This is a genomic window from Amycolatopsis thermophila (assembly GCF_030814215.1).
Lineage (GTDB): Bacteria > Actinomycetota > Actinomycetes > Mycobacteriales > Pseudonocardiaceae > Amycolatopsis_E > Amycolatopsis_E thermophila.
Genome location: NZ_JAUSUT010000001.1, coordinates 740,832 through 762,579, shown reverse-complemented (window position 1 = coordinate 762,579; position 21,748 = coordinate 740,832). Strand labels below are relative to the sequence as shown.

Below are 21,748 nucleotides of genomic sequence, written 5' to 3'. Positions count from 1 at the left end.
CTGACGCTGCGCGGGCTGGAGCGGTTGTGACGGGGCTGGTGGCCGACGTCGTCGGCGGTGTGACGGCGCTGGGCCTGATCGTCTACCTGTTCGTCGCGCTGCTGCAGCCGGAGAGGTTCTGATGCCGGACCTCGCGTCCGGCCTGGTCACGGCCGGAATCCTCGTCGCCGCGCTGGCGCTCGTGCACAAGCCGCTGGGCGACTACATGGCGCACGTCTTCACCGGTGAGAAGCACCTGAAGCTCGAGCGCGGCCTGTACCGCGTGTTCCGCGTCGACCCGTCCTCCGAGCAGCGCTGGCCCACTTACGCGCTCGGTGTCCTCGGGTTCTCGCTGGTGTCCATCGTCTTCCTGTACCTGCTGCAGCGCCTGCAGCCGCTGCTGCCGTTGAGCCTCGGTCGCGGGCCGGTCAGCCCGGGCGTCGCGTTCAACACCGCGGTCAGCTTCGTGACGAACACCAACTGGCAGTCCTACGTGCCCGAGACCACGATGGGTCACCTGGTGCAGATGGCCGGCCTGACGGTGCAGAACTTCCTGTCCGCCGGGGTCGGGCTGGCCGTCGCGATCGCGCTGATCCGCGGGTTCACGCGCGCGAAGACCGACCGGCTCGGCAATTTCTGGGTGGACCTGACCCGTGGCACCGTGCGGATCCTGTTGCCGGTGGCGGTGGTGTTCGCGATCGCGCTGATCGCGCTCGGCGTCACGCAGAGCCTGCGCGCCGGCGTCACCGTGACCGGTGTGGACGGCACGCCGAGCACGATCTCCCTGGCGCCCACCGCGAGCCAGGAGGTCGTCAAGGAGCTGGGCACCAACGGCGGCGGGATCTTCAACGCCAACTCCGCCCACCCCTTCGAAAACCCGACCGCGTGGACGAACCTGGTCGAGATCTTCCTCATCCTGGTGATCCCGGTGTCGCTGACCCGGACGTTCGGCAGGCTGGCCGGCAACCCGAAGCAGGGGTACGTCCTGCTGTCGGTGATGGGTCTGCTGTGGACGTTCGTCCTGGTCGTCACCTGGTGGGCGGAGTCGCACCCGAACGGACCCGCCGCGTTGCTGGCCGGAGCCGGCCTGGAGGGCAAGGAGCAGCGGTTCGGCATCGGCGCGTCCTCGTTGTTCGCCACCAGCACCACCGGCACGTCGACGGGTGCGGTCAACGCGATGCACGACAGCTTCAGCGGCCTGGGCGGCGGGATGCCGTTGCTGCAGATGCTCTTCGGTGAGGTCTCGCCCGGCGGCGTCGGTACCGGCCTCTACGGCATCCTGGTGATGGCGATCATCGCGATGTTCCTGGCCGGCCTCATGGTCGGGCGCACCCCGGAGTACCTGGGCAAGAAGCTCGGCAAGCGCGAGGTGACCGCGGCCGCCGTCGCGATGCTGGCGATGCCGACGGTCGTCCTGCTCGGCGCGGGCGCGGCGCTGCTCGTGCCGGGCACCACGGGCGCGCTGGGCAACAGCGGCCCGCACGGACTGTCCGAAGTGCTCTACGCCTACGCCTCGACCGGCAACAACAACGGCAGCGCGTTCGCCGGGATCACCGTCACCGCCGGCTGGTTCCAGTCGTCGCTGTCGGTGGCGATGCTGATCGGCCGGTTCGTGCCGATCATCGCGGTCCTGTGCCTGGCCGGTTCGCTGGCGGCGCAGAAGAAGGTGCCGGAGACCGCGGGCACCCTGCCGACGACCGGACCGCTGTTCGGGTCCGTGCTCGCCGGAACCATCGTTCTCGTCGCGGCGCTGACGTTCGTCCCCGCGCTCGCGCTCGGTCCCATCGCGGAGGCCGTGGCATGACCATCACCCAGGAGAAACCCGCCGGAACGCCGGCGGAAACGCAACGCGCCGGGGCGGGGGTGTTCACCGGGCGGCAGCTGCTCACCTCGCTGCCGGACGCGCTGCGCAAGCTCGACCCCCGCCACCAGGTGCGCAACCCGGTCATGTTCGTCGTGTGGGCGGGCTCGGTCCTGACGACCGTCTTCGCGGCCACCGATCCGAGCGTGTTCACGATCCTGATCGCCGTGTGGTTGTGGTTCACGGTCGTGTTCGCCAACCTGGCCGAGGCCGTCGCTGAGGGCCGCGGCAAGGCGCAGGCGGAGTCGTTGCGCCGCACCAAGAAGGAGACCGTCGCGAGGCGGATCGTGCCGGGCGGCGAGGAACGCGTGCCGGGCGCCGACCTGCGGGTCGGGGACCTGGTGGTCGTCGAGGCGGGGGAGACGATCCCCGGCGACGGGGACGTGGCCGAAGGCATCGCCACCGTCGACGAGTCGGCCATCACCGGCGAGTCCGCGCCCGTGATCCGCGAGTCCGGCGGTGACCGCTCGGCCGTCACCGGCGGCACGACCGTGCTCAGCGACCGGATCGTCGTGCGGATCACGACCAGGCCGGGCGAGTCCTTCATGGACCGCATGATCGCGCTGGTCGAGGGTGCCTCGCGGCAGAAGACTCCGAACGAGATCGCCCTGACGATCCTGCTGTCCACGCTGACGATCATCTTCCTGCTCGCCGTCGTGGCGCTGCAGCCGATGGCCGCCTACTCGGGCAGCGAACAGCCGGTGGTCGTGCTGACGGCCCTGCTGGTGAGCCTGATCCCCACGACGATCGGGGCCCTGCTGTCGGCGATCGGCATCGCCGGGATGGACCGGCTGGTGCAGCGCAACGTGCTCGCCACGTCCGGCCGCGCGGTCGAGGCCGCCGGGGACGTCTCGACGCTGCTGCTGGACAAGACCGGCACGGTCACCTTCGGCAACCGGCGTGCCACCGAGCTGATCCCGGTGGGGGGAGCCACGCCCGGGCAGCTGGCCGAGGCCGCGCGGTTGTCCAGCCTGGCGGACGGCACCCCGGAGGGGCGCAGCGTCGTCGAACTGACCGACGGCACGCCGGTCCCCGAGGGCGGCGAGTTCGTCCCCTTCAGCGCGCAGACCCGGATGAGCGGGATCGACCTGCCCGGGCGCCAGGTCCGCAAGGGCGCCGCGGGCGCGGTCCGCGACTGGGTGCGCGAGCACGGCGGCGGCTTCCCGGAGGAGACCGAGCGCATCGTCGGCGAGATCGGCGAGCAGGGCGGGACCCCGCTGGTGGTCGCCGAGCTCATCGGCGGGCACGCGGTCGTGCGCGGCGTGATCCGGCTGTCCGATGTGGTCAAGCCGGGGATGCGGGAGCGCTTCGCCGAGCTGCGCCGCATGGGCATCAGGACGGTGATGATCACCGGCGACAACCCGCGCACCGCACGCGCGATCGCCGAGGACGCCGGTGTCGACGACTACCTCGCCGAGGCCAGGCCCGAGGACAAGATGGCGCTCATCCACCGCGAGCAGGAGGGCGGCCGGCTGGTCGCGATGACCGGGGACGGCACGAACGACGCACCCGCGCTCGCCGCCTCGGACGTCGGGGTCGCGATGAACACCGGCACGTCGGCCGCGAAGGAGGCCGGCAACATGGTCGACCTCGACTCCGATCCGACGAAGCTGATCGAGATCGTGGAGATCGGCAAGCAGCTGCTGATCACCCGCGGCGCGCTGACGACGTTCAGCATCGCCAACGACGTCGCGAAGTACTTCGCGATCCTGCCGGCCATGTTCGGGGCGATCTTCCCGCAGCTGGCCGCGCTGAACATCCTGCACCTGGCCACGCCGCGCTCGGCGATCCTGTCCGCGGTGATCTTCAACGCGCTGATCATCGTGGTGCTGATCCCCCTGGCGCTGCGGGGCGTGCGGTACCGGCCGTCGAGCGCGTCGGCGCTGCTGCGCCGCAACCTGCTGGTCTACGGGGCCGGCGGACTCGTCACGCCGTTCCTCGGCATCTGGCTCGTGGACCTCGTGGTCCGCCTCATCCCGGGAATCGGGTGGTCGTCATGGTGAGGTCGTTGCTCAAGCAGACCGCCGCGGGACTGCGGGTGCTGCTGGTGTTCACGGTGCTGCTGGGGGTGGTCTACCCGTTCGGCGTGTGGGCGGTGTCCCGGATCCCCGGCCTGCACGACCACGCCGAGGGGTCGCTCGTGACGGTGCACGGCCAGGTCGTGGGGTCCTCGCTCATCGGCATCGACCCGGTGCCCGCGGATCCGGCGCACGACCCGTTCTTCCACACCCGGCCCACCGCGACGGACGACCCGTCGGTGTCCGGCGGGTCCAACCAGGGCGGGTTCAACGAGGACCTGGTCGCCACCGTCGGGGAGCGCAAGGCGGCCGTCGCGCGGCGCGAAGGCGTCTCACCGGACGCGGTGCCGGCCGACGCGGTGACCGCGTCGGCGTCGGGACTGGACCCCACGATCAGCGTGGCCTACGCCGATCTGCAGGTGCCGCGCGTCGCGCGCAACACCGGGTTGCCCGAGTCCGAGGTGCGGCAGCTGGTCGCGGACGACACGACCGGCCACGGCCTCGGCATCCCCGGGGTGAACGTGCTGCACCTCAACGTCGCGATCCGCCAGGCCGCCGGTTCCTAGGAGCACACTGAACCCGTGGACGTCGAGAAGGACCCGCCGCGCCGGGGAGAGCTGCGCATCTACCTCGGTGCCGCACCCGGCGTGGGCAAGACCTACGCCATGCTGGGCGAGGCGCGCCGCCGCCACGACCGCGGCACCGACGTGGTCGTCGGACTGGTCGAGACCCACGGCCGGGTGAAGACCGCGCAGCTGCTCGACGGGCTGGAAACCGTGCCGCGGCGTGCGATCACCTACCGCGGGCGCGAGTTCGACGAGCTGGACGTGGACGCGGTGCTCGCCCGCGCCCCGGAGGTGGCCGTCGTGGACGAGCTGGCGCACAGCAACGCGCCCGGCTCGCGCAACGAGAAACGCTGGCAGGACATCGAGGAGCTGCTCGAGGCCGGCGTCGACGTGCTGTCCACGGTCAACGTGCAGCACCTGGAGAGCCTGGGCGACGTGGTCGAACGCATCACCGGGGTCGGGCAGCAGGAGACCGTGCCCGACGACGTCGTGCGCCGGGCCGAGCAGGTGGAGCTGGTCGACATCACGCCCCAGGCGCTGCGGCGGCGGCTGGCGCACGGCAACGTCTACCCCGCCGAGCGCATCGACGCGGCGCTGGGCAACTACTTCCGCACCGGCAACCTCACGGCGCTGCGCGAGCTGGCGCTGTTGTGGCTGGCCGACCAGGTGGACGTGGCGCTGCAGCGCTACCGCGCCGAGCAGCGGATCACCGACACGTGGGAGGCGCGCGAACGGGTGGTCGTGGCGATCACCGGCGGGCCGGAGAGCGAGACGCTGGTCCGGCGCGGCAGCCGCATCGCCGCGCGGGCCGGGGCGGACCTGCTGGTGCTGCACGTCCTGCGCGGCGACGGGCTGTCCGCGCTCGGGCAGGTCGAAACCGGCCGCTACCGCAAACTCGCGGATCAGCTGGGCGGCACGTTCCACACCGTCGTCGGTGACGACGTCCCGGCGGCGCTTCTCGACTTCGCAGGCGGTGTCAACGCCACCCAGCTCGTGCTGGGCACGTCCCGGCGATCGCGGGTGGCGCGGCTGTTCGACGAGGGCATCGGCGCGTCGGTGGTGCGGCGGTCCGGGCAGATCGACGTGCACATGGTCACCCACGACGAGGCCGGCGGGCGGTGGCGGTCGTGGCTGGGGCGGCGCAGCCCCCTGGCGCCGTCGCGGCTGCTGATCGGGTGGGTGCTGGCGTTCGCGGCGCCGGCGCTGGCCACGCTCACCGGGGTGCTGCTGCGCGGCGAGCTGGACTTCTCCACCGACGTCGTGGACTACTTCCTCGCCACGGTCGTGGTCGCGCTCGTCGGCGGGCTGGGCCCGGCTCTGGTGGCCGCGCTGCTGTCGGCCGGGCTGCTGAACTTCTTCTTCACCGAACCGCTCTACACGCTGACCGTGCACGCGCAGACCAACGTCACCACGCTGGTCGCGATGGTCCTGGTCGCTGTGCTGGTCGCGCTGGTGGTGGACCGCGCGGCGCGGCGGGCCACGCAGGCGGCGCAGGCGCGGACCGAGGCCGCGTTGCTGGCGTCCTACGCGCGCACCGTGCTGACCCACGCCGAGCCGTTGCCGCGGCTGCTGGAGAAGGTGCGCGAGAACTTCGGCATGGACTGCGTGGTGCTGCTGGAAAGGCGGGACGGCCGGTGGCAGGTCGCCGAGCACGCCGGTGCCAACCCGTGCGGGAAGCCGGACGAGGCCGATGTGGACATCCCGGTCACCGCCGACGTGCACCTGACCTTGCGCGGCCGGGCGTTGCCGGCGGCTGACCGCCGGGCGCTGGAGGCGGCGGCCGGGCAGGCGCTGCTCGCGCTGCGGCAGCAGCGGATGGCCGCGGCTCAGGCCGAAGCGGAGCGGCAGGCCGAGGCGACCCAGCTGCGCACGGCGCTGCTGTCCGCGCTGGGGCACGACCTGCGCACGCCGCTGACCTCGATCAAGGCGTCGATCGGGAGCCTGCGGGCGCACGACATCGAGTTGTCGCCGGAGGACACCGAGGAGCTGCTGGAAGCGGCGGAGGAGTCGACCGACCGGCTCGCGCGGCTGGTGAACAACCTGCTCGACTCGTCGCGGCTCGCGGCCGGGGCGGTGCGCACCCACCTGCGGCCGGTCGGCTACGACGAGGTCGTGGCGCACGCGCTGTCGGATGTGGACGGTTCGGAGCCGGTGGCCGTCGAGGTGGACGAGCGGCTGCCCGCGGTGCAGGCCGATCCCGGACTGCTGGAGCGGGTGGTCGCGAACGTGCTGGACAACGCGCTGCGGCACGGTGGCGGTCCGGTGGCGGTGCGCGGTTCGGCCTACGCGGAGTGGGTCGAGCTGCGCATCGTCGACCACGGGCGGGGTTTGCGGAAGGGTGCTTCGGAGACGGCGTTCGCCCCGTTCCAGCGGCTGGGGGACCGGGACGCGACACCCGGTGTCGGGCTGGGCTTGTCCGTGGCGAAGGGGTTCACCGAGGCGATGGGCGGCACCATCCGAGCCGAGGACACCCCCGGTGGTGGGCTGACGGTGGTCGTGGCCCTCAAGGCGTGCCAGGCCCCGGACGTGGTGTCGGCGGTGCTGAAGGAGGTGGCGCCGTGACCGGGCAGGCCGGCACGGTCCTGGTGGTCGACGACGAACCGCAGATCGTGCGCGCGCTGCGGATCAACCTGACCGCCCGCGGGTACCAGGTGGTCACGGCGCACGACGGCGCGGCGGCGCTGCGCGCGGTGGCCGACACGAAGCCCGACGTCGTGGTGCTGGACCTGGGGTTGCCGGACATCGACGGCACGGACGTCATCAGCGGGCTGCGCGGGTGGACGACGGTGCCGATCATCGTGCTGTCCGCGCGGGGCGAGTCGCCGGACAAGGTCAAGGCGCTGGACCTGGGTGCCGACGACTACGTGACGAAGCCGTTCGGGATGGACGAGCTGCTGGCGCGGCTGCGCGCGGCGCTGCGGCGCTCGGCGGTGCACTCGCCCGAGGGCGAGGCACTGGTCGAGACCTCGTCGTTCACGTTGGACCTGCTGGCGAAGAAGGTGCACCGCGACGGCGTCGAGGTGCACCTGACCAAGACCGAGTGGGGTGTGCTGGAGCTGCTGGTACGCAACCGCGGCCGGCTGGTGGCGCAGAAACAGCTGCTGCGCGAGGTGTGGGGCCCGGCGTACGAGAACGAGTCGCACTACCTGCGGGTCTACCTGGCCCAGCTGCGCCGGAAGCTGGAACGCGAGCCCTCCCGCCCACGGCACCTGATCACCGAGCCGGGAATGGGCTACCGCTTCGAGGCGTGATCCGCCCGCGGGGTCGACACCCGGCGACCGGCGGTGTCAACATCCGGCGACTCCCGGCCAGGGGCGAGATCCGGGCGGCACCCGATGTGCGCGGCGGCGACCCGCGGCAGCCTCGGGAGCATGCTCAAGGGATGGCGGCACGCGGCCGTCTGGCTGCACATCATCACGTCCGTCGGCTGGATGGCCGAGGCGCTCACGTTGTTCGCGCTGATGCTGATCGGCTCGGGCGGCGATCCGGGGCGCCGGGCCAGCGCGCTGTCCATGGCGCACGTGATCGACCTGCACCTGCTCGCCCCGCTGGCGAACGCCTCGGCGTTCACCGGGTTCCTGCTGGCCGCCGCGACACCGTGGGGGTTCTTCCGGCACTGGTGGGTGTTCGGCAAGTTCACCATCACCGTCGTGCAGTTCAACGTCGCGATCATCGTGCTGTCCCCGGCGCTCGCCGCTGCCGAACGGGCCGCGCTCGCCGGGGAGCCGGCGCCGTGGCCGCTCGCCGGCGGAACCGCGCTCATGGCGAGCGCGATCGCCTTCCAGGCCTGGCTGTCCGTCGCGAAACCGTGGAAGCGGACGCCCTGGGCCGGCCCGGGAAAGCCGAAGACCGGCCCGGTGTGGGTGTTCGCCGCGGCGGTGTGCGCCCCGATCGCCGACGCGGGCATCGGGATCGCGCTCGGTTTCCCGTTGCCGCTGCTGTCGCTGATCGCGCTCGTGGTGCGGCTGGTCAGCCGGTCACGTGGTGCTCGGGGTCGGGCTGTCGCTGTTGGATGACGACGAGCTGCCGCCCGTGCTGGAGCTCGGGAGCGTCGAGCTGGACTCGCCCGGGGATGAGCTGGACGGCGTGGACGGCACCGTGGACGAGGTGTCGGTCGGGGTGCTGCTGCTCGGCGGCTTGGGGGACGTCCGCGTCGCACTGGGAGTGTCCTCCCGCGAGGGCGAGGTCCCCGGCGGCAGCGTCGTGCCGGGCGGGATGACCGTGCCGGGCGGCAGCGGCGTGCCCGGCGGCAGCACGATCGGCTGCTCGCCGGAGCCCTCCGGCGGCAGCAGCGTCACGACCTGCGTGCCGTCCGGGTTGGTCGTCACCACGGCCGTGCGGGTGCCCGCGGGGATCGCGACCCCGTCGACCGTCACCGGCGCCTGGCCGGGCGCCGCGTCGCCGGGGACGAGCTGGGCACCCGAACTCGTGCTGGCGCCGTTCGGCACCGCGACCTTCGGCGAGTCGCCGGGCGCGACGAGCGAGGCCAGCCCGCCGAACGCGGTGGCGAGCACGACACCGCTGACGGCGAGCAGCACGTAGCCGCTGCGCTGGCTGCGCGTGGCGGAGTCGCGCGGCGGCGAGACCTCGGTCCGACGACTCGATCGTGACCCCATCTGGGTCATTGGTCGCTCCTTGACACTGGCGGGGAGAACGGCTTGAGCACACCCGGGCGAGTGACCCGAATGGTGGCGCCTGCCGGGGAGATTAGCACCAAGAGTGAAGGTTGATCTGTCCAGGAGCACCCGAATGCTCACCCTCCGCGACCGAACGGAGTCGGGCACCATGGGGGACGTGACGGGTGAACAGGACAGCGTCCGGCTCACGGCGTGGGTCAGCGGACGCGTGCAGGGCGTGGGTTTCCGCTGGTGGACGCGATGCCGGGCGCTCGAGCTCGGCCTTGTGGGCAGCGCGCGGAACCTCGACGACGGCCGTGTTCGGGTGTTGGCGGAGGGTAGTGAAAGCCACTGTCAGCAGCTACTCGGCCTGCTGCGCTCAACATCATCACCCGGTCGTGTGGATCATGTCGTCGAACACTGGTCGGCGGCGCAGGGCGGCCTGGAGGGCTTCGTGGAGGAGTGACATCTGTGACTGGAGGGGCCGATGGGGCTGGCGGGGACAACACGCGCCCACGGGCTGGCCCGGGAGGTCCGGCCGCCCCGGATAGACTCCTCGGATCACCCAGGCGTTGAAGGGTCCCGCCACGTGCATCTCAAGAGCTTGACGCTGAAGGGTTTCAAGTCCTTCGCCTCGGCTACCACCCTGCGGTTCGAACCGGGCATCACCTGCGTCGTCGGTCCGAACGGGTCGGGCAAGTCGAACGTGCTCGACGCGCTGCGCTGGGTGATGGGCACCCAGGGCGCGAAGGACCTGCGCGGCGGCAAGATGGAGGACGTCATCTTCGCCGGCACCTCGGGCCGCGCACCGCTGGGCCGCGCCGAGGTCACGCTGACCATCGACAACGCCGACGGCGCGCTGCCGATCGAGTACAGCGAAGTGTCCATCACGCGCCGCATGTTCCGCGACGGTGCCAGCGAGTACGAGATCAACGGCAGCTCGTGCCGCCTGCTGGACATCCAGGAACTGCTGTCGGACTCCGGTATCGGCCGCGAAATGCACGTCATCGTCGGCCAGGGCCAGCTGTCGCAGATCCTCGAGTCCAAGCCGGAGGAGCGCCGCGCCTTCATCGAGGAGGCCGCGGGTGTGCTCAAACACCGCAAGCGCAAGGAAAAGGCGCTGCGCAAGCTCACCGCGATGCAGGCGAACCTGGACCGCCTCAACGACCTGACCGCCGAGCTGCGCCGCCAGCTCAAGCCCCTGGGCAAGCAGGCCGAGATCGCCCGCAAGGCGCAGGCGGTGCAGGCCGAACTGCGGGACGCCCGCCTGCGCCTGCTGGCCGACGACCTGGTCACCCAGCGCGCCGCGATCGCCAAGGAGGAGGCCGACGAGAACGCCGCCCGCGCCCGCCGCGCCGAGGTCGAGCAGGCCCTGGAACTCGCCGGCGCCGAGGAGGCCCAGCTCGAGGCGATGGTCGCGGAGGACGCGCCGCGCCTCAACGCCGCCCAGGACACCTGGTTCAAGCTGTCCGCACTGGGCGAGCGGTTGCGCGGCACGGTGCGGCTGGCCGTGGAGCGGCAGCGCCACCTGTCCGCCGACGTCGACACCTCGACCGGCGGCCGCGACCCGGAGGAGCTGCTGGCCGAGGCCGAGCAGGTCGCCGAGCGCGAGGCGGAGCTGAACGAGGCGGTCATGATGGCCCGGGAGACGCTCGCCGAGGCCGTGCTGCGCCGCGAGGAGCTGGAGCACGAGGTCCAGGCCGCGGAGAAGGCGCACATGGCCGCGGTGCGCGCGATCGCCGACCGGCGCGAGGGCCTCGCGAAGCTGACCGGCCAGGTCGAGGCGCTGCGCAGCAAGAACAGCGCGACGTCGGACGAGATCGAGCGCCTGACCGGGGCCATCGACGAGGCCGCCGCGCGGGCCGAGATCGCCGTCGAGGAGCTGGAGGAGGCGCGCGCCGAGGGTGGCGTCGAGGAGTCCGACGACGCCGACCTGCAGGACCGCCACGACCGCGCCGTCGCCGCCAACCAGGCCGCCAAGGCGCGCGTGGAGGAGCTGGTCAAGGCCGAACGGCAGGCCGACCGCGAGATCGCCTCGGAGAAGGCGCGGGTGGACGCGCTGTCGATGGGCCTGCGGCGCAAGGACGGCGCGGGCGCGCTGCTCGGCGCGAGCGACCAGCTGCCGGGCCTGCTCGGTTCGGTCGCGGCGCTGCTGTCCGTCGAGACCGGCTACGAGGTCGCGCTCGCCGCGGCGCTCGGCCCGGTCGCCGACGCCGTCGCCGTGCAGGGCGGCGAAGAGGCCATCGCGGCGCTGAAGTTCTTGAAGGACAACGATTCCGGCCGGGCCGGTGTGCTGCTCGGCGGCGCGTCGTACACAGTGGACACCTCGTCCTGGCCGTCCCTGCCGGACGGTGCCCGGTGGGCGCGCGAGGTCGTCACCGCGCCCGAGGCTCTGCGCCCCGCGGTGGAGCGGGCGCTGGACCGGATGGCCGTGGTGGACACCCTGGAGGCGGCGCGGCAGCTGGTCGCGGCGCACCCCGAGGTGAGCGCCGTGACCGCCGAGGGCGATGTGTTCGGCTCGCACTGGGCGGTCGGTGGCTCGGGGCGCAGCGAGAGCGTCATCGAGGTGCAGGCGGCGGTCGACGAGGCGCAGGACCGGCTGATCGCGGCCGAGCGCAGGCTGGAGCGGACGGCGGCGGAGCTGGAAGGCGCGCGCGCCGAACAGCAGGCCCGCCGGGACGAGGTGGCCCAGGCGAAGGAAGCGCTTTCCGAGGCCAGGGTCCGCAAGGCCCGGTCGTCGGAACGGCTCAACCGGCTGCAGCAGGCCGCGCGGTCGGCCGAGGCCGAGGTCACGCGGCTGCGGGACCAGCGCGCGAAGGTCGAGGCCAGCCGGGAGCAGGCGCTGGCCAGCCTGGCCGAGCTGGAGGAGCGGCTGGCGGCGGTCGCCGAGCAGCCGGTGGACGAGGACCCGGACACCAGCGCGCGCGACGAGGCCGCCGAGAAGCTCGCCGCGGTGCGCCAGGAGGAGGTCGAGTCGCGGCTGGCGCTGCGGACCTCCGAGGAGCGCGCCCGCAGCATCGCCGGCCGGGCCGAGTCGCTGCGCCGGGCCGCGCACGCCGAGCGCGCGGCGCGGGAGCGGGCCGAGAAGGCGCGGGCCGCGCGTGTCCGTGGCGCCGAGATCGCCGCCGCCGTGGTCGACGCCGGTGAGCTCGCGCTGGAGCGGATCGAGGTGTCCGTGCAGCGGGCCGCCGCCGAGCGCGACGAGGCCCAGGCCGTGCGGCAGCAGCGCGAGGGCGCGCTGACCCAGGTGCGCAACAAGGTCCGCGAGCTGACCCACGAGCTGGAGAAGCTGACCGACGCGGTGCACCGGGACGAGGTGCTGCGCGCCGAGCAGCGGCTGCGGCTGGAGCAGCTGGAGACCAAGATCGCCGACGACTTCGGTATCGGCCTGGAGGACCTGGTCGCCGAGTACGGTCCGGACGTACCGGTGCCGCCGAGCCCGTCGGAGATGGCCGAGTACGAGGAGGCCAAGGCGAACGGCGAGCAGGTCAGCGCGCCGCCGTCGATCCCGTACGACCGGTCCACGCAGGAGCGCCGCGCGAAGCGGGCCGAGCGGGACCTCGCGACGCTGGGCAAGGTCAACCCGCTGGCGCTGGAGGAGTTCGCCGCGCTGGAGGAGCGGTACAAGTTCCTGTCCACCCAACTGGAAGACCTGAAGGCGACGCGCAAGGACCTGCTGACCGTCATCAAGGAGGTGGACGACAAGATCCTCGAGGTCTTCACGTCCGCCTACCACGACGTCGCGCGCGAGTTCGAGACGGTGTTCTCGGTGCTCTTCCCCGGCGGCGAGGGACGGATGATCCTGACCGAGCCGGACGACATGCTCGCGACCGGCGTCGATGTGGAAGCCCGCCCGCCGGGCAAGAAGGTCAAGCGTCTGTCGCTGCTCTCCGGTGGCGAGAAGTCGCTGGTCGCGGTGGCGATGCTGGTCGCGATCTTCCGCGCGCGGCCGTCGCCGTTCTACGTGATGGACGAGGTCGAGGCCGCGCTGGACGACACCAACATGCGACGGCTCATCGGGCTGCTGGAACAGCTGCGGGAATCGTCGCAGCTGATCATCATCACCCACCAGAAGCCGACGATGGAAATCGCCGACGCGCTGTACGGCGTCAGCATGCAGGGGGACGGCATCACGAAGGTGATCAGCCAGCGCCTGCGGCAAGAGGCCTAGCGCCTGGCCGACCCGCCGCCCGGCAAGCCAAGGGGACGCGGGACCACCACTCGAACCGGAGCCGGCAACGCCAGGCGAGTCGCGGTGCGACCTCCCGAGACCTCCCCGCACCCCCCAGGCGGCCGGCGACGCGAGGCGAGGTGCGACGTCTCCAGACCTCCCCGCACCCCCCAGGCGGCCGGCAACGCGAAGGCGAGGTGCGGCGTCCCCAGACCTCCCCCGCCCCCGATCCCCAGCCCGCCTTTGGTCGCCGACCAGGCGTGTCAAGGTACTCTTTCCCGCCTTGACACGCCTGCTCGGCGACCGAAAACACTCCACCCGGAGGGGGCGGGGGAGGTCGGCACCCAAGGCGACCACCCAGCGCCGCAGGCGCCACTGGCCGAAGGTCAGGAAAAAGATCAAAAGATGTCCTCGCCGGACGGGCAGGCTCCGGGATGACCGGGGATGCAGGCCGGGTCACCTCATGCAGTGGGTCGCTGGGTGGTCATCCCGTCGCCTGCATTGAGGCCTATCACTGTGAGCCAGGCCCGCAAGCTTGGCATGTCATCTCGCGCGGGTGCCGGGGGTGCGGGCCTGGCTCACAGTGATGTGACGGCCTCAGGCGAGGGGATGACCACCCAGCTCTCTTTAGGGCACGGGCGCTGACGCGCCGCTTGATCGCCGTCAAGGGGCCAGTTTCCCCCGAAAGTGTCCGTTTCGGACAGCGGTTGCCGGTAATAACCCTCAGTGCCGGATCAGTAACCACCCATGTGGCGCTAGACACAGTGGTGCCACCGACCACTAAGTTGAGTAATCGATTTCTCGCGTGCGAGCGCGGGGCGGTCCGTCCAGGCTGGGGGTCCCACTGTGCCCAAATCTTCCCTTGTCGCGCCCAAAAACCGCTCCGTGATGGTGGTGGTCGGGCTGGTGCTCGCGTTCCTCGTCGGGGTGCCCGCCGGTGCGGCGCCGGCCCCGGCTGCGAGCGACAAGGGACCGGTGGGCTGGGACACCTACCGCTCGATCGACGGCCTGGCCCGCATGCGGCCGGGCGAGCAGGTGAAGCAGTTCTCCAGCTTCGACCGCACCGGGCACAACGACGACGGCTTCGCCGGCACCTATTCGTGCCTGCGCGAGGAACCCAACGGCGACTGCCTGCTCGCCGACGCCCGGGGCGCCGGGGAGATCTCCTCCATCTGGTTCACCTACGAATCGACGACCGTCGCCGCGATCGGGCGCATCACCATCGAACTCGACGGCCGCGTGGTGCTGCAGGCGCCGCTGCAGGACGTCGTCAACGGTTCGCGCGGTGCGCCGTTCGTGTGGCCGCTGGTGGGCAACTCGGCCGACACCATGGGCGGCGCGGTGATCAAGGTGCCGATGCCCTACACCCGCTCGATGCGCATCACCACCGAGAACAACCCGCACTTCTACCACGTCACCTACCGCCAGTTCGCCGACGCCAACGGCGTCCGGACCTTCAACCCGAACGACCGGGCCACCGACGTCGTCCAGCGCCTGCGCGGGTTCGGGGTGAACGACCCGAAACCCGCCGCACCCGGCGCCCGTGCCCAGGTCGCGCCGGTCGACGTGCCGGCCGGGTCCGCCGTGTCGGTCCCGCTGCCCGGCGGTGCGCGGCGCATCACCCAGCTCAGCCTCCGGTTGCCGCAGGTCATCGCGGCACCCGGGCTCTCCGACGACGGCCGCGCGTACGGACCCGGCGGCAGCGCTTTCACCGCGACCGTCGCCCCGGACAACGACGGTGTGCGCATCACGCGCCGCATCGACGCCGGCATCGGCGAGCAGCGGGCCGACCTCCTCGTCGGCGGGCAGCCGGCCGGCCAGTTCACCAGCGGCCCGGCCCGTGCCGGCGGCGGCTGGGTGGACCAGACCATCGAGGTGCCCGCCGCGTTGACGCGGAACCGGTCGCAGTTGCAGGTCGCGACGCGGTTCGTCTCCTCCAGCGAGGACGTCAACGAGTTCCGGTACGAGGTGCACAGCAAGGTCGGCGGCCAGTGGGTGCGCACCGACGTGCTCGACGTCGGGCACAACCACGCCAACGAGGAAGCCGTCCACGGGTACACAGTGGACGGTGAACGCTGGTCGGGACTGCGGCACTTCCGCTACGCGGCCGACCCGGGGCAGGCGGCGGCGTCCGAGGCGGTGCTGGAGGGCCTGCGGTTGCGGCTGACGTTCGACGGGCAGACCACCGTCGACGCGCCGGTGGGCGAGTTCTTCGGGTCGGGGCTGGGCAAGTACGCGTCCCGGACGCTGCTGCACTCCATCGACACCACGGACAACGGCGCCTACACGACGTGGTGGCCGATGCCGTACGGGCGCAGCGCGGTGGCCGAGCTGGTCAACACCTCGGGTGTGCCCGTCGCCGGGGGCAGCCTCGAGGTCACGTCCGCGCCGGACTCCGCGGTCGCCTCCGGGCTGGCCGACGGTTCGCTCGGCTACTTCCACGCGACCCAGCACCGCGGCGGCACGGTGTCCGGTCAGGACTGGAACTTCCTGACGGCGCAGGGGCGCGGCGTGTTCTACGGGGTCACCACCAGCATGCGCGGCGGCATCCCGCCGGGGCAGAACCAGCTGAACTACCTCGAGGGCGACGAGCGGATGTACCCGGACGGGTCGGCGAGCCCGGCGATGCACGGCACCGGGTCGGAGGACTTCTACGAGTCCGGGTGGTACTTCCAGGACGGCCGCGACGGCGGTGTCGAGGGTGTCCCGTACGGGATGCCGCAGGCGGGGCTGGTCAGCCGCGAGGACGGGACCGACGGGTGCCGGTACGTGTGCCTCAACGCCTACCGGCTGATGATCGGGGACGGGGTGCCGTTCGGCAACGGCATCGAGTTCGACATCGAGCACGGCGACCGCTCGTCGATGCCGGCCGACTACAGTTCGACGGCCTACTGGTACGGGCAGGGCGCACCGTCGCTGAGCCAGAGCGACGTGGTCGAGGTGGGCGACGACGCGAGCCGGTCGCAGCACGGGTACTCGGCGCCGGGGGACACCCGCGAGTCGCTGACGTCGACGTTCGAGGGCAAGGGCGACACGACACCGGTCACCGGGACCACGACGTCGACCACCCAGCCGGTCACGTTCACCGCCCGGGTCGACCAGGCCAACGGCGGGCTGCGGCTGCACCGCGTGTCCGACCAGGCACAGGCCTTCCAGCACGCGCGGGTGTTCGTGAACGACCGGCTCGTCGGCGAGTGGTACCAGCCGCTGGGCAACACCCACTCGCGGTGGCTGGAGGACAGCTTCGACATCCCGGCCTCCGCGACGGCCGGGCAGACGTCGGTGCAGGTTCGGCTCGAGCCGGTGGCCGGAGCGCCGGCCTGGTCCGCGGCGCGCTACACGGTGTTCTCGCAGGCCACACCGCCGCCGGCGCAGGACTGACCTGGCGGCGGTGGCTCGGTGCGAGCGCCGTGCCGGACCAGCGCTGTGATGCCGTGGCTGTTACCGATCTTGTGCTCCTGCCACAACACCACGACCAGAGCCTCCACCTCAGCCGAGGTGCGGTTCGGGCTGCGATGCGGCCGGCTGGACCGGTCGTTCACCCCGCCGGGCCGTGCTGACGAGAGCGGCCCACCGAGCGGGCGACGGTGATGTGACTACCCCACCCACGTCCCCGGACAGCACAACTAGCTGATCGGCGCCGAGCCGTCCCATTCGGACAGTGGCGCGCTGTGCCACCGCCACTTAGCCAGGCGCGGGTGGCCCGGCAGGGCGGCGCGCCCGTTGGCCCACAACAGTGTGGGCCACGGGGCGGTGTCCATCGGCGTCCAGGGGAACAGCCGGTACAGCGTCGCGGCCGCCAGGCGGGCCGGGGGTTCGAACGTCACGCCCAGACCGCGGGCCGCGTCGTGGGTGTGCACCAGCAGCTCGTCGCAGGCCATGGCGGCGAAACCGGCCGGGTCGGCGATGCCCCACGGGTGCCAGCCGCGCGCGTCCGGCGCGCTCGTCGCCACCACGGCGGCCAGCACCTTCGCCGTCGTGCCGAGCGTCACCAGCAGCTCGGCCGGTGGCGAACCGGCCCGCACGTGGGCCTCCATCGTCGAGAGCTCGACCGGCCCGGCGGTGAGGTCGTAGGCGTACCAGTGCAGGCAGTCCGAGATGTGGGCGACGACCCCCGCCACCGTCAGGTCCATCTCCGGCACCGCCACCGACCAGTCGCGGTCGAGGTGCCCGGAGAGGAACTCCGCGCACACCTCGGCGGTGCTCAGCAGGACGTTGGCGTCCATCTAAACCGGCTCCGGTTCCTTCGGGGCCGTGGTCTCCGCACTGCGGTGCCGCAGGGACAGCGCGCCGCCCACGACGAGCGTGATCAGTACGCCGAGCAGGGTATACCACGGGAACGCCAGCACCACCGGCTTCGCACCGGGCGCGGGTGGGATCTTCACCCCCAGCACCACCACCGCCATCGCCGCGACCGTCACCACGAACGCGACGATCGCGTCCAGCTGCCGCGCCCGCTTGACCCACATGCCGAGGAAGAACGCGCCCAGCATCGCGCCGTACGTGTACCCCGTGATCGACAACCCCTGTTCGATCACCGGGTTGTTCCGGTTGCTGAACATGGACCCGAACACCGCGAACACCACCGCCCACACCAGCGTCCAGATCCGCCCGTGCCGCAGCAGTTTCGAATCCTCCGGCGGGCGCTTGGTGAACCGCTGGTAGAGGTCGGCCACCGTCGAGTTCGACAACGCGTTCAACGCCGAGGCCAGCGCACCCATCGTGGACGCCAGGATCGCCGCGATCAGCAACCCGGCCACCCCGACCGGCAGCTCGCTGGTGATGAAGTTCGTGAACACGTCGTCGCCCTTCACGCCCAGCTGGGGCAGCGTGCGGAACCCGTTGTGCGCCCACAGCATCGCGCCGACGAACAGGAACAACGCGAACTGGATGGTCACCGCGACCCCGCTGCCGATCAGCGCCTTGCGCCCGTCGGCGACGCTGCGGCAGGCCAGGAACCGCTGCACGATGAGCTGGTCGGTGCCGTGCGAGGCCATCGTGAAGATCGCGCCGCCGACCACGGCCGTGACGAACGCGTACTGGCTGGTCAGCAGGTGCAGCGGGTCGACGTTGAAGTCGAAGAGCCGGAACACCCCGGCGTCCGCGGCGCGCGAGGTCCAGCCCGACGGCAGTTTCGTGGCCAGGACGATCATCGCGATGATCGCGCCGCCGATGTACACCGACAGCTGGATCACGTCCACCCACACGACCGCCTTGATGCCGCCGACCAGCGCGTAGATCACGGTCAGCGCCGTCAGCACCACGACGATCTGCCAGTACGACGTGTTCAGGCCGAAGTGCTTGAGGATGACCTGGATCGGGATCGCGCCGGCGAACAGCCGCACGCCCTCGGCCAGCAGCCGCGTCACGATGAACGCCACCGACGACACGCCCTGCATCGCGGAGCCGAACCGCTGCCCGAGGAAGGCGTACGCGGTGGTCTGCTGGCCCTTGAAGTACCGCGGCAGCAGCACGAACGACACCAGCGTCCGCCCGATGATGTAACCGAAGGGCAGCTGCAGGTAGGTCAGGCCGTTGTAGTTGCCCGACGCGGCCCAGATCAGGCCCGGCGTGCTGATCACGGTCAGCGTCGAGGTCTCGGTGGCGACGATCGAGAAGCACACCGCCCACCACGGCAGGCTCCGCTCGCCGATGAAGTAGTCGGTGGCCGAGCGCTGGCGCCGCCCCACGAGCACGCCGATCGCGGGCATCGCGGCCAGGTAGACCACGATGATCGCCAGGTCAACTGGGTGCATCAGGCACTCCTATCGGTTGGTCGGGGTGGGGCGCTACCCGCAGACGGGTGACGGTCACGGGATGTGGAGCGGGCATCGACAACGCGTGCGCACCCGGGGTGATGCTGCCGAGCAGGCGCGGACCGCGCGCGCCGGTCGCGGCGGGCAGGTTCGCCGGGACGCCGCGCCAGGTCAGCCAGCCGAGCAGAGCGGTCAGGTAGGCCTCCTTGGCCTCGCGCGGCAGGCCGAACTCGTCACTGGTCGCCAGCCGCGTCCCGGGCAGGTGGGCGGCCAGCGCGCGCATCAGCGACGGGTTGTCGGCGCCGCCGCCGGAGACGATGACGGTCGTCACCCCGGCGCAGGCGCGGGCGATCGTCACCGCGGTCAGCTCGGTGAGCGTCGCGAGAAGGTCCTCGTCGCCGACGTCGAGCCCCTCGCGGGCGGCGCGCAGGTAGCCGGCGTGGAACAGCTCCTTGCCGGTCGACTTGGGCGGTGGCGCCGCGTAGTAGGGCTCGGCGAGCAGGCGGTCCAGCAGCTGCGGGTGGACCCGGCCGCGAGCGGCGATCGCACCGTCGAGGTCGCTGTGCTGCGCGCCGTGGGTCACTTCGTGCGCCGCGAGGTCCAGCAGCGCGTTGCCCGGCCCGGTGTCGAAGGCCTGCACGCCGTCCGGCCGCACGACGGTCACGTTGGCGATGCCGCCGATGTTGAGCGCGACGGCCGGGGCGAGGTCGCGCAGCCACAGGGCGTCCAGGGTGCCGGCCAGGGGAGCGCCGTGCCCGCCGGCGGCGATGTCCCGTGCCCGCAGGTCGGCGACCACCGGCAGGCCGGTGCGTTCGGCGATCCACGCCGGCTGCCCGAGCTGCAGCGACCCCAGGGCGCGGCCGTCGCCGACCCAGTGGAAGACGGTCTGGCCGAGCGAGGCGACCAGCTCGGCGCCGTCGGCGAGGGTCGCCGCGGCCTCGGCGAAGGCCTGGCCGACGCGGGTGTCGAGGCGCGTGACCTGCTCGACGCTCGTCGCGGACGGCGGCAGGACCGCGAGCAGCTCGCGTCGCAGGTCGTCCGGGTAGGGGTGGGCGGAGTGCCCCAGCGGGACGAGGACCACCTCGTCCCCGGACACGTCCAGATCGGCCAACGCCACGTCGATGCCGTCGACCGAGGTACCGGAGATGAGCCCGACCACGCGCATGACCGAGTGGTCTAGTCCTTTTATCACCGGAACGCAAGGTGTCCGGTGATTTCTTGTCCGAGGTGAGTCCGTGAGGGGCGGACTGCTCGGTCGCGCGTCGGATGCGAGGATGACGACGTGGCGCAAAACCTCTGGTTCTGGATCACCCTGGTGGTCGTCATCCTGCTGGCGATCCTCCTCATCAGCGGTCTGGTCGTCGCCCGTCGGCGGAAGATCAGCCTGACCGAGGCGGAGCAGGAGCGGGAGACCAAGCCGCCGAGAGGGGGCGGCTACCAGGCCGGTGGCGGCATCGCCCTGGCGCCTGGTGGTCAGAAGACGGAGACCGTCGAACCCCCCGAGCACCCCGCCGGTGAGCGCACCGAGGTCGACGGTCAGCCCGGTGTCGGCGACGACGCCTCCGTGCCCCGTGACTCGCCGCGGCGCGGCATCGTCGACGTGGGCCTGCCCGAGGCGGCTTCACCCGCGCGCGAGGCCCCACCGGCGCCGCCGGACACGCCCCTGACGCCGCCCGCGCCCGAGGTGCCCGCGTCGCCGCCGGTCACCGAGGCGCCGCAGGTCCCGGCCGCCCGCGAACCCGAGCCGTCCGCGGTCGCGGTCGAGGAGCCGGAGCCGGTCAGCGGGCGCATCGAGCGGCTGCGCGGACGGCTGTCGAAGTCCCGGTCGATGTTCGGGCAGAGCCTGCTCGGCCTGCTCGGCGCCGGTGACCTGGACGAGGACTCGTGGCAGGACGTCGAGGACACGCTGCTCATGGCGGACCTCGGCGCGGCGACGACCACGGAGATCGTCGAGACGCTGCGGACCGAGCTGACCGCCCGCGCGGTGCGGACGTCGGCCGAGGCGCGCACGGTGCTCAAGTCGGTGCTGACCGGGGCGCTGCACCCGGACTGGGACCGTTCGGTGCGGGCGCTGGCGCACACCGTGGACGGGAAGAAGCAGCCCGCGGTCGTGCTGGTCGCCGGCGTGAACGGCACCGGCAAGACCACGACCACCGGCAAGCTCGCGCGCGTGCTGGTCGCGCAGGGCAGCGAGGTCCTGCTCGGCGCCGCGGACACCTTCCGCGCCGCGGCGGCCGACCAGCTGCAGACGTGGTCGGAGCGCGTCGGGGCCGAGGTCGTGCGCGGCAAGGAGGGCGCGGACCCGGCGTCGGTCGCGTTCGACTCGGTCAAGCGCGGAGTGGACTCCGGGGTCGACGCGGTCCTGATCGACACCGCCGGGCGACTGCACACCAAGACGGGCCTGATGGACGAGCTCGGCAAGGTCAAGCGGGTGGTCGAAAAGCAGGCCAAGGTGGACGAGGTGCTCCTCGTCCTCGACGCGACGACCGGGCAGAACGGCCTCATGCAGGCCCGGGTGTTCCGCGAGGTCGTGGACGTCACCGGGATCGTGCTGACCAAGCTCGACGGGACCGCCAAGGGCGGCATCGTGTTCCAGGTCCAGCGCGAGCTCGGGGTGCCCGTGAAGCTCGTCGGACTGGGCGAAGGGCCGGACGACCTGGCGCCCTTCGAACCGGCCGCCTTCGTGGACGCCCTGCTGGGCTGATCGACGGTTACCCGGTCGGGTGACAGGAACGACGAACACTGTACAAGCCTGGTCGAAGTTCGACAGAGTGTGAGAAG

General features: G+C 71.9%; 15 protein-coding genes. 12 read left to right on the top strand and 3 right to left on the bottom strand.

All coding sequences use genetic code 11. From position 1 onward, the window contains the following. Positions 1-26 precede the first annotated feature (26 nt). The 11 genes from kdpF to FB470_RS03755 all read left to right on the top strand — a co-directional run bounded on the left by kdpF (position 27) and on the right by FB470_RS03755 (position 16,592). A complete protein-coding gene (kdpF, locus tag FB470_RS03805; protein WP_306988780.1) occupies positions 27-122 on the top strand; it encodes a K(+)-transporting ATPase subunit F in 96 nt (31 codons plus the stop codon). Continuing rightward, positions 122-1,783, top strand: coding sequence for a potassium-transporting ATPase subunit KdpA (kdpA, locus tag FB470_RS03800; protein WP_306988779.1), 1,662 nt, complete (start codon positions 122-124; stop codon positions 1,781-1,783). The genes kdpF and kdpA overlap by 1 nt, the downstream gene beginning before the upstream one ends. Continuing rightward, positions 1,780-3,843 carry a potassium-transporting ATPase subunit KdpB gene (gene kdpB / locus FB470_RS03795; RefSeq protein WP_306988778.1) on the top strand — a complete coding sequence of 688 codons (2,064 nt, stop codon included), beginning with the start codon at positions 1,780-1,782 and terminating at the stop codon, positions 3,841-3,843. Before kdpA ends, kdpB begins: the two co-directional genes overlap by 4 nt. After that, positions 3,837-4,424, top strand: coding sequence for a potassium-transporting ATPase subunit C (locus tag FB470_RS03790; protein WP_306988776.1), 588 nt, complete (start codon positions 3,837-3,839; stop codon positions 4,422-4,424). Before kdpB ends, FB470_RS03790 begins: the two co-directional genes overlap by 7 nt. A gap of 15 nt (positions 4,425-4,439) precedes the next feature. Then, positions 4,440-6,986 (top strand): DUF4118 domain-containing protein, encoded by a 2,547-nt coding sequence (locus tag FB470_RS03785; RefSeq protein ID WP_306988775.1) that lies wholly within the window; start codon positions 4,440-4,442, stop codon positions 6,984-6,986. After that, positions 6,983-7,675: a response regulator gene (locus tag FB470_RS03780; protein WP_306988774.1), complete on the top strand. Its 693-nt coding sequence runs from the start codon at positions 6,983-6,985 to the stop codon at positions 7,673-7,675. Before FB470_RS03785 ends, FB470_RS03780 begins: the two co-directional genes overlap by 4 nt. A 120-nt stretch (positions 7,676-7,795) precedes the next feature. After that, complete coding sequence (locus FB470_RS03775) at positions 7,796-8,440, top strand: hypothetical protein (protein ID WP_306988772.1); 645 nt, start codon at positions 7,796-7,798, stop codon at positions 8,438-8,440. After that, a complete protein-coding gene (locus tag FB470_RS03770; protein ID WP_306988770.1) occupies positions 8,433-8,966 on the top strand; it encodes a hypothetical protein in 534 nt (177 codons plus the stop codon). The genes FB470_RS03775 and FB470_RS03770 overlap by 8 nt, the downstream gene beginning before the upstream one ends. A 243-nt stretch (positions 8,967-9,209) precedes the next feature. Further along, complete coding sequence (locus tag FB470_RS03765) at positions 9,210-9,506, top strand: acylphosphatase (protein WP_306999047.1); 297 nt, start codon at positions 9,210-9,212, stop codon at positions 9,504-9,506. A gap of 123 nt (positions 9,507-9,629) precedes the next feature. Then, positions 9,630-13,211 (top strand): chromosome segregation protein SMC, encoded by a 3,582-nt coding sequence (gene smc, locus FB470_RS03760; protein ID WP_306988769.1) that lies wholly within the window; start codon positions 9,630-9,632, stop codon positions 13,209-13,211. An 888-nt stretch (positions 13,212-14,099) separates the two neighbouring features. After that, entirely contained in the window at positions 14,100-16,592 is a 2,493-nt protein-coding gene (locus tag FB470_RS03755; protein WP_306999045.1) for a glycoside hydrolase family 172 protein, read from the top strand. 245 nt (positions 16,593-16,837) lie between these two features. Here the strand turns inward: FB470_RS03755 and FB470_RS03750 are convergent, their stop codons facing one another. The 3 genes from FB470_RS03750 to FB470_RS03740 are packed head-to-tail and all read right to left on the bottom strand — an operon-like array spanning position 16,838 to position 20,132. Then, the gene (locus tag FB470_RS03750) at positions 16,838-17,437 is read right to left on the bottom strand and encodes a maleylpyruvate isomerase N-terminal domain-containing protein (protein WP_306988768.1); all 600 of its coding nucleotides are present in this window, start codon (positions 17,435-17,437) and stop codon (positions 16,838-16,840) included. Then, the gene (locus FB470_RS03745; protein ID WP_306988767.1) at positions 17,438-18,967 is read right to left on the bottom strand and encodes a sodium:solute symporter; all 1,530 of its coding nucleotides are present in this window, start codon (positions 18,965-18,967) and stop codon (positions 17,438-17,440) included. Then, the gene (locus FB470_RS03740; protein WP_306988765.1) at positions 18,954-20,132 is read right to left on the bottom strand and encodes an anhydro-N-acetylmuramic acid kinase; all 1,179 of its coding nucleotides are present in this window, start codon (positions 20,130-20,132) and stop codon (positions 18,954-18,956) included. Before FB470_RS03740 ends, FB470_RS03745 begins: the two co-directional genes overlap by 14 nt. Before the next feature lie 117 nt (positions 20,133-20,249). Between FB470_RS03740 and ftsY the strand changes: the two genes are divergently transcribed. Then, the gene (gene ftsY, locus FB470_RS03735) at positions 20,250-21,671 is read left to right on the top strand and encodes a signal recognition particle-docking protein FtsY (protein ID WP_306988763.1); all 1,422 of its coding nucleotides are present in this window, start codon (positions 20,250-20,252) and stop codon (positions 21,669-21,671) included. The last annotated feature ends 77 nt before the right edge of the window (positions 21,672-21,748 follow it).

Excerpts from the sequence above, each read along its gene's own strand:
- kdpA (WP_306988779.1), top strand. The coding sequence starts at position 122 with ATGCCGGACCTCGCGTCCGGCCTGGTCACGGCCGGAATCCTCGTCGCC.
- kdpB (WP_306988778.1), top strand. The coding sequence starts at position 1,780 with ATGACCATCACCCAGGAGAAACCCGCCGGAACGCCGGCGGAAACGCAA.
- FB470_RS03790 (WP_306988776.1), top strand. The coding sequence starts at position 3,837 with ATGGTGAGGTCGTTGCTCAAGCAGACCGCCGCGGGACTGCGGGTGCTG.
- FB470_RS03775 (WP_306988772.1), top strand. The coding sequence starts at position 7,796 with ATGCTCAAGGGATGGCGGCACGCGGCCGTCTGGCTGCACATCATCACG.
- FB470_RS03765 (WP_306999047.1), top strand. The coding sequence starts at position 9,210 with ATGGGGGACGTGACGGGTGAACAGGACAGCGTCCGGCTCACGGCGTGG.
- FB470_RS03755 (WP_306999045.1), top strand. The coding sequence starts at position 14,100 with ATGGTGGTGGTCGGGCTGGTGCTCGCGTTCCTCGTCGGGGTGCCCGCC.
- FB470_RS03750 (WP_306988768.1), bottom strand. The coding sequence starts at position 17,437 with ATGGACGCCAACGTCCTGCTGAGCACCGCCGAGGTGTGCGCGGAGTTC.
- FB470_RS03745 (WP_306988767.1), bottom strand. The coding sequence starts at position 18,967 with ATGCACCCAGTTGACCTGGCGATCATCGTGGTCTACCTGGCCGCGATG.
- FB470_RS03740 (WP_306988765.1), bottom strand. The coding sequence starts at position 20,132 with ATGCGCGTGGTCGGGCTCATCTCCGGTACCTCGGTCGACGGCATCGAC.